Here is an 11,369-nt window from a genome sequence, read left to right on the forward strand (position 1 = left end):
GTGCCACATTCGCCTATCGCAAAGGCAGCGGCGGAGCGTGGTCCACCGGGCAGCGATGGTTGTGGCAAAGACGGCAGTCGCCTGCCCGGACATCACTGGAAATCGAAGGCGCTTAGTCCGGTCACCATCTCGTCGAGGCCGAGCGGGCGCGTCACCGGCGGCTCGGCGCGCGCGAGGCAGCCGATGCGTTCGCACAGCCGGCAGGCCGGGCCAACCGGCGTGGCCGGATTTGTGCCCTGTCCGGCTTTTCCGGCCGCAGCGGCAGCCGGCCCCGGCAGTGCTGCGCCATAGACGATCTCATCACGAAAGCCGATGTCGCAGCCGAGCAGAAGCGCGGTACGGCGCGGGCGCTCCGCAAACGAGCCTTGCGGCCCCTCAAGCGTGCGGGCAACGCAGAGGAATTCGGCGCCGTCCGGCATTTCCACCGCCTCGACGAAGATCTGGCCGGGCTGGGTGAAGGCGGCATGCACGGGAAGCTTTGGACAGCCGCCGCCGAAGCGGCTCTGCGGAAAACCCTGGCTGCCAGCCTTGCGGAAGCGGTTGCCGGCGTTGTCGACCTCGAGCATGAAGAAGGGCACGCCCGGCGTGCCCGGCCGCTGCAGCGTGGTCAACCGGTTCGCCGCCTGCTCGAAGGAGACGCCGAAGCGCGAGCGCAGCACGTCGATGTCGTAACGCGCGCGTGTGGCGGCTGCGTGAAAGGATTGATAGGGCATCATCAGCGCGTGGGCAGCGTAGCGGCCAAGCTCGAAGCGGGCGAGCCGGCGGGCCTCATCCGTGGTCAGCTTCAGCGCCTGGATCTCGCTTGCCACGGCGACCGTCATGCGGATCAGGCAGGCCTCCATCGCCACCTCGCGCAACTGGTCGAACGGCGACAGGCGCTCGGACAGGAACAGACGCTGCGAATGGCGGTCGTAGCGGCGGCGCCAGTTCGGCATGGTGGCGACCGGCAGCACCTTGACGACGATGCCGTATTCGCGCTTCAGCCAGGCCTTCAGCGCACCGAGCAGGTCGTCGCCGGGATCGAGCACCGAAATGAATGCCTCGGCCTCCTCTTCCAGCGCGGCAAAATGGTTCGGACGGCGCTCGAAAATCTCGTGCACCTCGTCGATCGGCAAGCGGGCGCCGGACAGCGCCGTCGCTTTGCCCTCACGCGCCAGGAGTTGGTTGAGGTCGGAAAGGCGCTCGGCCTGCTCGCGATAAGCGCGAAACAGTTTTATCACCGCGGCGGAAGCGTTGGGCGCCGCCTCGGCAAGCTCGATCAGTTCCTGGTCGCCAGGCAATTCGCCGACCAGCAGCGGATCTGAAAACACTTCCTTCAAGGCGGTGACCGACCCCCTCGCCTCGCCCTGCAATTCATGCGGGTCGACCTTGTAGACAGATGCCAGCTTGAGGATCAGCTGAACCGTCAGCGGCCGCTGGTTGCGCTCGATGAGATTGAGGTAGGACGGCGAGATGCCGAGCCCTTCGGCCATCGCCGTCTGGGTCAGGCCCTTGGCGCTGCGGATGCGGCGGATGCGCGGCCCGGCGAAGATTTTTTGATCGGCCACTCGGCTGTCCTTGACAGAATTTACATGACACCCGCGCAGCGCTGCCATGCCGGCCTTTTACAATCATGACAAATTTACAGCGCCTGACTGTCAAACGCAACACAGGTTTTCCGTTATTTTCCAGCCAATCTTCTGGTTTTCCTCGCCTGGCCCGCGCCGAAATGTAAATGCTGTCATACCAAAACGGCGCAGGAATTTCCATGAGGCGGCGTTTCTATCCCAGCAACGATCTGTCGGAGCGACCAATGACTGATTTTTACAACCTCGTCCCCTCGGCGCCGGAAGGCCGCTTCGACGGCATCGAGCGGCCCTACTCGCCGGACGACGTGAAGCGGCTGCGCGGTTCGGTCCAGATCCGGCAGAGCCTCGCCGAAATGGGCGCCAACCGGCTCTGGAAGCTCATCCACGAAGAGGATTTCGTCAACGCCCTTGGCGCCATGTCGGGCAACCAGGCGATGCAGCAGGTCCGGGCCGGGCTGAAGGCGATCTACCTGTCCGGATGGCAGGTCGCGGCCGACGCCAACACCGCATCCGCCATGTATCCGGACCAGTCGCTTTATCCCGCCAATGCGGCGCCCGAACTGGTCAAGCGCATCAACCGCACCCTGCAGCGCGCCGACCAGATCGAGACCTCCGAAGGCAAGGGGCTTTCGGTCGACACCTGGTTCGCGCCCGTTGTCGCCGATGCGGAAGCCGGCTTCGGCGGACCGCTCAACGCCTTCGAGATCATGAAGGCCTTCATCGAGGCGGGTGCCGCCGGCGTCCACTACGAGGACCAACTGGCGTCGGAGAAGAAGTGCGGCCATCTCGGCGGCAAGGTGCTGATCCCGACCGCCGCACACATCCGCAACCTCAACGCCGCGCGGCTTGCCGCCGACGTCATGGGCACGCCGACGCTGGTCGTCGCGCGCACCGACGCGGAAGCGGCAAAGCTGCTCACCTCCGACATCGACGAGCGCGACCAGCCCTTCGTCGACTATGGCGCCGGCCGTACGGTGGAGGGCTTCTATCAAGTCAGGAATGGCATCGAGCCCTGCATCGCACGGGCCGTCGCCTACGCGCCCCACGCCGACCTGATCTGGTGCGAAACCTCCAAGCCCGATCTGGCGCAGGCCAAAAAGTTCGCCGAGGGCGTGCACAGGCACCATCCCGGCAAGCTTCTCGCCTATAATTGCTCGCCGTCGTTCAACTGGAAGAAGAACCTCGACGATGCCACCATCGCCAGGTTCCAGAAGGAACTCGGCGCCATGGGCTACAAGTTCCAGTTCATCACGCTGGCCGGTTTTCACCAGCTCAATTTCGGCATGTTCGAACTCGCCCGCGGCTACAAGGCGCGTCAGATGGCGGCTTATTCCGAACTGCAGGAGGCTGAATTCGCGGCGGAAGCCCACGGCTACACCGCGACCAAGCACCAGCGCGAAGTCGGCACCGGCTATTTCGACGCCGTGTCGATGGCGATCACCGGTGGCCGGTCTTCGACCACGGCCATGCATGAATCGACCGAGCACGCCCAGTTCAAACCGGCGGCGGAATAGCACGAACGCAACAAAATAGAGGCAACGCCCCAAAAAGGGTAAAAAATACGCAAGGAGAAGACCAATGGCATCGATAAGCCGCGTCAAAGAACGGGCCGAAGAACAGGCCACCACGATGACCGTCGACCAGCAGGCGACCATCCGCATGCTGGCCAACGACCTGCACAGGCTCAACCAGTCGGTGATGAAGGCGGTCGAGGCCGGTGTGTCGGTGGAACTGGTGCGCTCGGCACGACACCATGGCGGCGACGGCAACTGGGGCGACCTGCTGATCCCGGTCATCGTCACGCAGCGGAGCGTCGGCTGATCGAAATCCGACGAAATCCTGGTAGCGGAGGCGGCATCACCTGCGCAGTTCTCTGCGCAGGTGATTTGCACTTGCACAGCCAGTTTGCATGGACGGCAAGAAAAGAACTCGCTTTAAATTTTAAGCTTTCTTGCGATGTTCTCGACGCCGGCCATTTCAGCTTGACATAGGCAGCGATCTCACGGCAATTGTTTCCAAAGTACAACCCTGCATTGAAACTTGCGAGTACCCGCCCTGCTCATGCGCCCCTTGAATCGCACTGTGAACCAGTTGAGTTTGATGAGCCGGAATGTGGACCCCGAAATGCTCACCGACTTCACCCGCGTGCTCGTCGTCGGAAAATCGCCGGTCAACCGGGTGGTGGTGTCCAAAATCGTCGAACGATCCGGGCTCAAACCGATCTCGGAATCGCCCGAAACGGCGGCAACGACGCTGCGCTCGCTGATTCCCGGAGCGGTCGTCCTCGATGGCGGAGCCGACAACAAGGACTGCGACGCACTGATGTCGCGTATCGACGCGCTGCGGCGCATCTCGGGCAGATCGCGTCCCTCGGTGATCCTGCTCTCGACCAAAAGCGGCACACCGGAGAGCCTCGGCCTGTCGAGCGTCGTCGATGCGGTGGTCGTCAAGCCGATCACGACCGAACGGCTGCAGCCGGTGATCGACCATTTGATCGGGCTCGGACGCAGCTAGCCGGCGTCCTATCCGGCTCCCTCCTCGCTTCTTGCGATCGGATCTGAATCTCTTATGTCAGTATGTGACCGCCTGACAGCGAACCCAGTCCGATGTCCTTTTGCAATTGCGACGCATCTGGGATAGCACCTTCGAACAAATCCGCAGGCATGTTCCGACTTCGCGACATGGCTGTCGATATTGGCGGATCATGACATGTCCTCAGAACAGACCATCGCCGCGCTTTGCAGGGAACTCGGGCTGCGCATCACCGGTCCGCGCCGCGTCATCATGCGCGTTCTATCCGAATCCAGCGACCATCCGGATGTGGTGGAACTCCATCGCCGTGTTGTCGCCATCGAGCCGACGATCGCGCTCGCCACTGTCTATCGCACCGTCAGCCTTCTGCGCGAAAAGGGCATTCTGGAGCGACACACCTTTGGCGATCGGCGCGCCAGATACGAAACCGTCCCCCGCGAGCATCACGATCATCTCATCAACATCGAGACGGGAGATGTCATCGAGTTCCAGTCGGCGGAGATCGAGCGGCTCCAGGAGGAAATCGCTCGACAGCACGGATTCACGATCATCAGCCACAGACTGGAGATCTACGTGAAGCCGATCCAGAAACAGCGTCGCTCTCGTCAAACCAGAGAATGACCGCCAGTTTCTAGCCCTCCTCGCCGAGTTCCATTCGGCCCGCCTTGAGTGTGGTGACGACGAAGGCGGCAATGAAGGCGGCAGACAGCATGAGAACGATGGTCGGCGCCGGTGCGCTGTCGATGAAGAAGGACAGATAGACGCCCAGGAACGATGCGGCGACCGCAATCGCCACCGACAGGATCAGCATGGCGCTGAACTTCCTTGTCAGCAGGAAGGCGATGGCGCCCGGCGCGATCAGCATGGCGATGGCCATGATAATGCCGACCGCCTTCAGCGCGCCGACGATGGTGAGCGAGATCAGGCAAAGCAGGCCGTAATGGAGCAGGTTGACCCGAAGACCGACCGCGCGCGCCTGAGCCGGGTCGAAGGCGTGCAGCAGGAAGTCGCGCCACTTGATGCCGATGATGCCGGCCGTAATCGCAGCAATGAGCCCCGTTTCGACGATGTCGCGCAGGCCGATGCCCAGAACGTCGCCGAACAATATGTGGTCGAGATGCACGTCGGACTGGATTTTTACGTAGAGCACCAGGCCGAAGCCGAACATGCCGGAGAAGACGATGCCCATGACCGTGTCCTGCTTGATGCGGCTGTTGTCCTTGAGGAAGCCGGTGGCGAGAGCGCAGACCATCCCGGCGGCGAAGGCGCCGATCGAATAGGGGAATCCGAGGATGTAAGCGATGACCACGCCGGGAAAGACGGCGTGGCTGATGGCGTCGCCCATCAGCGACCAGCCCTTGAGAACGAGAAAGCAGGAGAGCAGCGCCGTCGGCACGGCGACCAGAACCGAAGCAATCAGCGCATTGACCATGAAGCCGAACTGGAAGGGGGCAAGCAGTGTATCGAGGACGCTCACAGGCTGGCCTCCAAGGCTTGCGCCGAGCGGCGGCGGGCTGCCAGCATTCCATGCTTGGGAGCGAAGAAGAAGGCGGCGAGAAAGATCAGCGTCTGCAGCACGACGATGATGCCCCCGGTGGCGCCGTCGAGGAAATAGCTGGCATAGGCGCCGGTGAAACTCGTGACCGCGCCGATGAGAACCGCGATGACCAGCAGGCGCGGAAAGCGGTCCGTCAGAAGATAAGCGGTCGCGCCGGGCGTCACCACCATGCAGATGACGAGAAAGGCGCCGACGGTCTGGAGCGCGGCGACCGTGGAGGCCGAAAGCAGCATGAAGAACATGATCTTGAGCGCGCTCGGGTTGAGGCCGATCGAGCGGGCATGGCTCTCGTCGAAGAAGACCACCATCAGATCCTTCCATTTCACCAGCAGGACGGCGAGCGAGACAAAGCCTATGATGGCGAGCTGAAGCGTGTCTTCCGGAGTGATGGCCAGAATGTTGCCGAGCACGATCGTCTGGATATTCACCGAGGTCGGCGACAGCGACACCATGAACAAGCCGAGGCCGAAGAAGGAGGAGAAGATCAGGCCGATGATGGCGTCTTCCTTCAGCTTGGTGCGCTGGTTGAGGAAGAGCATCGCCGCGGCGGCGAGCCCGCCGGAGAAGAAGGCGCCGATCGAGAAGGGAAGGCCCAGCATATAGGCGCCGGCGACGCCCGGCACGATCGAATGCGATAGCGCGTCACCGATCAGCGACCAGCCTTTCAGCATCAGATAGCAGGACAGGAAGGCGCAGACACCTCCAACCAGGGCGGACACCCACATGGCATTGAGCATATATTCGTAGCCGAACGGCTCGAGCAGGACACTCATTCGTCCGGTTCCCGCATCTTGTGCTGCATGGCTCCGTTCTCTCCGTAGAAGACCAGTGGCCGCTCGTCGTCGGTGATGACGGCAAGGCGGCGCCTGTCGTCGTCCTCATGCAGCCCGGCGCCGCCCAGCACGAAATGACGCAAGACGCCGCCGAAAGCCTTTTCCAGGTTCGCCTGCGTGAAGGTCTGGCCAGTCGGCCCGTAGGCAAGGACCGTGTTCCGGAGCAGCACGGCACGGTCGCAGAACTCCGGCACGCTACCCAGATTATGCGTCGAGACCAGCATCACCCGGCCTTCGTCCCGGAGCGCGCGCAGCAGTTCGATGATAGCGTCCTCGGTCCTGACGTCGACGCCAGTGAAGGGCTCGTCGAGCAGGATGACGCGCCCGTCCTGCGCCAGCGCCCGAGCGAGAAAGACGCGCTTCTTCTGCCCGCCGGAAAGCTCGCCGATCTGGCGCTTGCGGAAATCGCTCATGCCGACACGCGCAAGCGCTGATGTAACCGCCTCGCGATCAGCAGCCTTCGGAATGCGCATCATGCCCATATGGCCGTAACGCCCCATCATGACGACGTCCTCGACCAGTACTGGAAAGTCCCAGTCGACCTCCTCGGCCTGCGGCACATAGGCGACGACGTTCTTTCTCAGCGCGGCCGCGGCCGGCCGTCCGAGAACAAGAATCTCTCCCTTTGCCAGCCGCACGAAGCCCATGATGGCTTTGAACAGCGTCGACTTGCCCGAGCCGTTGACACCGACAAGTGCCGTGATCGTGCCTGTCGGAATTTCAAAGCTCGCATCGCGCAGCGCCGTGAGGCCGTTGCGGTAGGTGACGGTCGCGCCGCGCACGGCGAGACCGCCTCCCGCATCCTGCGACGCGGCGGCAAGAGGCGGAACGGCTTCGTTCATTGCGACAGCCCTGCGGCGAGGCCTTTCTGAATTGTATCCGATGTCACACGCAGCAGGTCGATATAGGTCGGCACCGGGCCGTCCGCCTCGCTGAGGGAATCGACGTAGAGCACGCCACCGTAATGGACCCCCGTCTCGCGCGCGACCTGCCGGGCCGGCTTGTCCGACACGGTGCTTTCACTGAAGACGGCGACGATCTTGTTGTCCCTGACGGCGTCGATCACCTTGCGAACCTGCTGCGGGGTGCCTTGCTGGTCAGCGTTGATCGGCCACAAATAAAGCTCCTTCAGCGCGAAATCGCGTGCGAGGTAGGAGAAAGCGCCTTCGCTCGACACCAGCCAGCGCCTGTCCTGCGGGATCGAGGCAAGCTTATCGCGGATCGGCGCGACGGCCGCCTCTATCTTTGCCTTGTAGGCTTCTGCATTGGCCTTGTAGGTCTCGGCATGCGCCGGATCGTGCTCGACGAAGGCGTCGCGGATGTTGTCGACGTAGATCAGCGCGTTTGTCGGCGACATCCAGGCATGCGGATTCGGTTTGCCGTTATAGGGCCCCTCGGCGATGCTCATCGGTTGGACGCCCTCGGAGATGATGGCGCCGGGCACGTCGCTGAGGTTCTGGAAGAATTTTTCGAACCAGAGTTCGAGGTTGAGTCCGTTCCACAGAATGAGCTGTGCGCCCTGCGCCCGCTGAATGTCGCCCGGCGTCGGCGCGTAATTGTGGATCTCCGCCCCCGGCTTGGTGATCGATTCCACGATCGCTGCGTCGCCCGCCACGTTCTTCGCCATGTCGGCGATGACGGTGAAGGTGGTCACGGCCTTGAATTTTTCCTGCGCTTTCGCTGGGCTTGAAGCCACTGCCGCAGCGAAAACCGCAGCTATCAACCCGACGGCAACCCATCGCCCGTATCTCTCGATCATCAAAATCTCCTGTCGCGATTTGCTCGCATGCGGCGCGGGCGCTGTGACGCCGCGCTTGTCGCATATTCTGCAATTGCGACTGATTTGCAAGTAGAAAACGATTTTGCAGCATCGATTGTACAAGAGCCGCGCGTTTGGAGGGGCCGCGCGATGGAGGGGCCGCGCGATGTAGGGTCAGCGACAGCGCGGCTCTTTGGCGGAGCCGACAACAAGGATTGCGACGCGCAAATGTTCGGCATCGATACGCCTGCCGCGCACGTCCGGTCCGACGCCGAGACACGCGATCAGCCGGCTTTCCCGATGCTTTCGACAAGCCGGGGCAGTTCCGAGAGATCGGCTATCTGGCGGAAGCGAGGCGCGGTGACCGGCGGCTCGACATGTTCCAGCGCCCAGGTCAGCTCATGCGGCACGTGGATGCCCCAACTGCCGGCCTCGATGGCCGGCACCACGTCCGACTTGAGCGAATTGCCGACCATCATGCTTTTTTCGGCGCCATCACCGTAGCGGCTGAAGATGCTGGTATAAGTGGCTGGGCTCTTGTCGCTGACGATCTCGACGGCATCGAACAGGTCACCGAGACCCGATTGCGCCAGCTTGCGTTCCTGGTCGAAAAGGTCGCCCTTGGTGATCAGCACCAGGCGATAGGCATCCGCCAGTTTTTCAACGGTTTCGCGCGCATGAGGCAGCGCCTCGATCGGATGGCCAAGCATCTCGCGGCCCGCGGCGAGAATTTCGGCGATCACCGAGGCGGGCGCGCGGCCCTCGGTAATCTCGATCGCCGTTTCGATCATCGACAGGGTAAACCCCTTGATGCCGAAGCCATAGACGGCGAGGTTGCGCTTCTCGGCCTCCAGCAATCTTGCCGAGATGTGCTCCTCCTCGGCATGATCGGCGAGCAGCGCCGCAAAGCGCTTTTCGGTGATGCGGAAGAACTGCTCGTTCTGCCAGAGCGTGTCATCGGCATCGAAGCCGATCGTGGTCAATTCATGGTTCCGCATTCGACGTCTTCAGCCGAGGTCATTGGACTTGCCTCGAACCTAAGCTGCCTGGAGCGATTTTCAACTGCCGGGCGAAGGCAGGGCCGGCTCCCCTTCCCTTCCATCACCGGCCCCGGCTATACTCCCAAATCCGCAACCCAATCTGGTGAATGATGCCGCCTGCAAAAAAGGAAGTCCGTCCGTCGAGCCGCGGAGGACGTATCCGCACGCCTGCCTTTGTGAAAAATCAACGTGGTGTGAAAAATTGGAAGGAAGTCGGCGCCTGGCTGGCGTGGCGCGGCATCGAGGATATCGAATGCATCACCCCCGACCAGGCCGGTGTTGCGCGCGGCAAGATGATGCCGTCGAAGAAATTCACTTCCAACACCTCGCTGGCGCTGCCTTCGGCGGTGTTCATGACGACGATCTCCGGCGGCTACCCCGAGAACGGCAACGGCTTCAACTATCCGGAAGACGACGGCGACCTCAAGCTGATGCCGGACCTTTCGACGCTGACCGTGGTGCCGTGGGAAGAGGACCCGACGGCGGCGGTCATCTGCGACCTCGTCCACCAGGACGGCCGCTCGGTCGAGTTCACGCCGCGCAACGTACTGAAGCGTGTGCTTGCCGCTTACGACAAGCGCGGGCTGAAGCCGGTGGTGGCGCCCGAGATCGAGTTCTACCTGGTGCGCAAGAATCCCGATCCGGACTACCCGCTGACCCCGCCGGTCGGGCGTTCGGGACGGGCGATCGGCGGTGGCGCCGGATATTCGATCGCCGGCGTCAACGAGTTCGACGAACTGATCGACGACATCTACCATTTCTCCGAAAGCCAGGGCCTGGAGATCGACACGCTGATCCACGAGGAAGGCGCCGGCCAGCTCGAGATCAATCTGCGCCACGGCGATCCGATCGAACTGGCCGACCAGGTGTTCATGTTCAAGCGCACCATCCGCGAGGCGGCGCTGAAGCATGAGATCTATGCCACCTTCATGGCCAAGCCGATCCAGGGGCAGCCCGGGTCGGCCATGCATATCCACCAATCGATCATCGACAAGAAGACCGGCAGGAACGTCTTTTCTGCCGAGGACGGCTCGGAAACCGAAGCCTTTTTCCATTTCCTCGGCGGCATGCAGAAACATGTGCCGAACGCGCTGGTGATGTTTGCGCCCTACGTCAATTCCTATCGCCGGCTGACGCAGTCGGCTTCGGCGCCGGTCAACAACAAATGGGGCTACGACAACCGCACCACCGCCTTCCGCGTCCCGCGCTCCGACCCGGCAGCCAGACGCGTCGAGAACCGCATCCCCTCCTCCGACGCCAATCCCTATCTGGCGATGGCCGCATCGCTCGCCTGCGGGCTGATCGGCATGACCAACAAGATCAAGGCCGAACCGCCGGTTCTCACCACCGCCAACGCGGCCGAGATCGACCTGCCGCGCAGCCTGCTCGAGGCGGTCGACCTGTTCGAAGCCGACGAGGAACTCTGCGCGCTGCTCGGCAAGTCGTTCGCCGCCACCTATGCGGCGATCAAGCGGGCGGAATTCGAGACCTTCATGGAAGTGATCAGCCCGTGGGAGCGGGAGTATCTGTTGTTGAATGTTTAGGGAGGGGAGTAGGGGAGTAGGGGAGTAGGGGAGTAGGGGAAATGACTGAGAAAACGGGTTCCTACAAGGATTTAATAGTTTGGCAGCAGGCAATGGACCTTGCGGTGGCGGTTTACGGCGCGACGAAATCCTGGCCGAAGGAGGAACTTTATGGACTGACCAGCCAAGTGCGGCGCGCCGCAAGCTCGGTGCCGGCGAACATAGCGGAAGGCTATGGCAGAGAGGTACGGTGTTCCTATCAGCAATTTCTCCGTATCGCTCAAGGGTCACTGAAGGAGCTGGAAACGCAGCTTCTGATCGCTGAGCGTACCGGCATCGCGCCGAACGGGACAGCGGCTTCATTATTGGCGAGCACCGAAAGTGTGGGAAAGCTTCTTCGGCTCCTAATCCGCAAACTTTCAGCCGACTAACATCTCCTTACTGCCTTACTGCCTTACTGCCTTACTGCCTTACTGCCTTACTGCCCTACTGCCCTACTGCCCTACTGCCCTACTGCCCTACTGCCCTACTGCCCTACTGCCCTACTGCCCTACTG

The 11,369-nt window shown here is 62.3% G+C and carries 12 protein-coding genes; 6 read left to right on the plus strand and 6 right to left on the minus strand.

Features of this window, described 5'->3' with window-relative positions; genetic code table 11:
- Positions 1-92: 92 nt before the first annotated feature.
- The gene (locus tag AC0L18_RS17430) at positions 93-1,547 is read right to left on the minus strand and encodes a helix-turn-helix domain-containing protein (RefSeq protein WP_473493480.1); all 1,455 of its coding nucleotides are present in this window, start codon (positions 1,545-1,547) and stop codon (positions 93-95) included.
- Positions 1,548-1,792: 245 nt separating this feature from the next.
- Between AC0L18_RS17430 and aceA the strand changes: the two genes are divergently transcribed.
- The 4 genes from aceA (at position 1,793) to AC0L18_RS17450 (ending at position 4,721) form a co-directional block, all read left to right on the plus strand.
- Positions 1,793-3,082 (plus strand): isocitrate lyase, encoded by a 1,290-nt coding sequence (gene aceA / locus AC0L18_RS17435; RefSeq protein WP_077379770.1) that lies wholly within the window; start codon positions 1,793-1,795, stop codon positions 3,080-3,082.
- Between the two features lie 64 nt (positions 3,083-3,146).
- Positions 3,147-3,389, plus strand: coding sequence for an SMc00767 family acetate metabolism repressor (locus AC0L18_RS17440; RefSeq protein ID WP_027156310.1), 243 nt, complete (start codon positions 3,147-3,149; stop codon positions 3,387-3,389).
- A gap of 279 nt (positions 3,390-3,668) precedes the next feature.
- A complete protein-coding gene (locus tag AC0L18_RS17445; RefSeq protein ID WP_236473010.1) occupies positions 3,669-4,082 on the plus strand; it encodes an ANTAR domain-containing protein in 414 nt (137 codons plus the stop codon).
- A 195-nt stretch (positions 4,083-4,277) separates the two neighbouring features.
- Positions 4,278-4,721 carry a Fur family transcriptional regulator gene (locus tag AC0L18_RS17450; RefSeq protein ID WP_023800311.1) on the plus strand — a complete coding sequence of 148 codons (444 nt, stop codon included), beginning with the start codon at positions 4,278-4,280 and terminating at the stop codon, positions 4,719-4,721.
- A gap of 10 nt (positions 4,722-4,731) precedes the next feature.
- Here the strand turns inward: AC0L18_RS17450 and AC0L18_RS17455 are convergent, their stop codons facing one another.
- From AC0L18_RS17455 to AC0L18_RS17475, 5 genes are all read right to left on the minus strand, one after another.
- A complete protein-coding gene (locus AC0L18_RS17455) occupies positions 4,732-5,577 on the minus strand; it encodes a metal ABC transporter permease (protein ID WP_473493482.1) in 846 nt (281 codons plus the stop codon).
- Positions 5,574-6,431, minus strand: a complete 858-nt coding sequence (gene sitC, locus AC0L18_RS17460; RefSeq protein WP_473493484.1) for an iron/manganese ABC transporter permease subunit SitC — start codon at positions 6,429-6,431, stop codon at positions 5,574-5,576. Before sitC ends, AC0L18_RS17455 begins: the two co-directional genes overlap by 4 nt.
- Complete coding sequence (locus AC0L18_RS17465) at positions 6,428-7,333, minus strand: manganese/iron ABC transporter ATP-binding protein (protein ID WP_473493486.1); 906 nt, start codon at positions 7,331-7,333, stop codon at positions 6,428-6,430. Before AC0L18_RS17465 ends, sitC begins: the two co-directional genes overlap by 4 nt.
- A complete protein-coding gene (locus tag AC0L18_RS17470) occupies positions 7,330-8,250 on the minus strand; it encodes a metal ABC transporter substrate-binding protein (RefSeq protein ID WP_128175843.1) in 921 nt (306 codons plus the stop codon). Before AC0L18_RS17470 ends, AC0L18_RS17465 begins: the two co-directional genes overlap by 4 nt.
- A 284-nt stretch (positions 8,251-8,534) precedes the next feature.
- On the minus strand, positions 8,535-9,248 hold the full coding sequence (locus tag AC0L18_RS17475; RefSeq protein WP_473493487.1) for an HAD family hydrolase: 714 nt from the start codon (positions 9,246-9,248) through the stop codon (positions 8,535-8,537).
- Positions 9,249-9,397: 149 nt separating this feature from the next.
- Here AC0L18_RS17475 and AC0L18_RS17480 point away from each other — a divergent pair, with 149 nt between their 5' ends.
- Together AC0L18_RS17480 and AC0L18_RS17485 are read left to right on the plus strand one after the other, a co-directional pair.
- Positions 9,398-10,834, plus strand: a complete 1,437-nt coding sequence (locus tag AC0L18_RS17480; protein ID WP_027156302.1) for a glutamine synthetase family protein — start codon at positions 9,398-9,400, stop codon at positions 10,832-10,834.
- A 41-nt stretch (positions 10,835-10,875) separates the two neighbouring features.
- Positions 10,876-11,244: a four helix bundle protein gene (locus AC0L18_RS17485; RefSeq protein ID WP_473493489.1), complete on the plus strand. Its 369-nt coding sequence runs from the start codon at positions 10,876-10,878 to the stop codon at positions 11,242-11,244.
- Positions 11,245-11,369: the final 125 nt, after the last annotated feature.

Source organism: Mesorhizobium sp. WSM4819 (assembly GCF_055811215.1).